Source organism: Motilimonas cestriensis (genome assembly GCF_021295315.1).
GTDB classification, from domain to species: Bacteria; Pseudomonadota; Gammaproteobacteria; order Enterobacterales; family CBDFNC01; genus Motilimonas; species Motilimonas cestriensis.
The window spans coordinates 1-929 of record NZ_JAIMJA010000077.1 but is presented as its reverse complement, the minus strand read 5'-3'; the positions used below and the strand labels follow the sequence as shown (position 1 = coordinate 929).

The 929-nt window shown below is 53.9% G+C and carries 1 protein-coding gene; it reads right to left on the bottom strand.

Annotated elements, in window-relative coordinates:
• A partial coding sequence (locus K6Y31_RS22080) for an RHS repeat domain-containing protein (RefSeq protein WP_233055179.1) occupies positions 1 to 929 on the bottom strand: 929 nt, incomplete at both ends.

The window sequence follows — 929 nt, the reverse complement described above, 5'->3', positions numbered from 1 at the left end:
TCGGAGCGTTCAAGGTTGCCCCTGTGATCATAATAAAACAGACGACGATTGCCTTCGCCGTCAAGCAACTCTACCTGCTCACCATGGGCATTGCTGCGAACACGAGTTTCTATCCCTGCTGCGGTGCGGGTCACCACCGTGCCGGTTTGATCGTCGTAGCGATAACTGATGGTTTCGTGTTTACCATTCGTTAGCTTCACGATGCGGCCACTGGCGTCAAGCTCAGAGCGTGACTGCAGTTGGCCAGCGAGGTAATTCACTACGGTTCGCCCCCCATCGTGGTATTGGGTCACGAGCTCGCGGCCTTCACCATCAATTTCACTGATAAGGCGACCGAGGTGATCGTAGGCCTTGTGACCTTCGCTGACAAAGCTAATGCCTTCTTTGATGAGGCCTTGTAACACCTGATACTCCGGCGCGCCTGACTGTGCCGCCACGCCACTGCGATGCAGTGCCACCTGAGTTGCCTTCACGTTACCGCGGGCGTCATAAATAAATCGGGTAATGTTACGCTCTACGATCCCCCCACTGCTACCCACTGGCGTCATAAACTCCAGTTGCGCAAGGCCACTCGCCTTCGTCAGCTGATATTCCAGTTGCCCGAGCGCGTTGTAAAAAAAGTGCGTTTCATTACCTTCGCCATCTCGCGTTAGCGCGATGCGGCCAGCGTTGTCATAGTGGTGGGTGCTCATCGTCGTATCGGCCAGTCGCTGACTGGCAACGTCACCAAAAGCATTATATTGGGTAGACGTAACGTCACCATTCGCGTTAACACGCTCTCTGAGCTGACCGTTATTGTCATAATAGAAGTGGGTCGTGCCGGTAGCCGGATGGCTTTGCGTCTCCTTCAGGCCATTGACGTTATAACTAACCTGTGTGCCCTTTTTGGCAATGGTGTCCGATAGGTTAAATGCTTGCCAGTCCTGCTG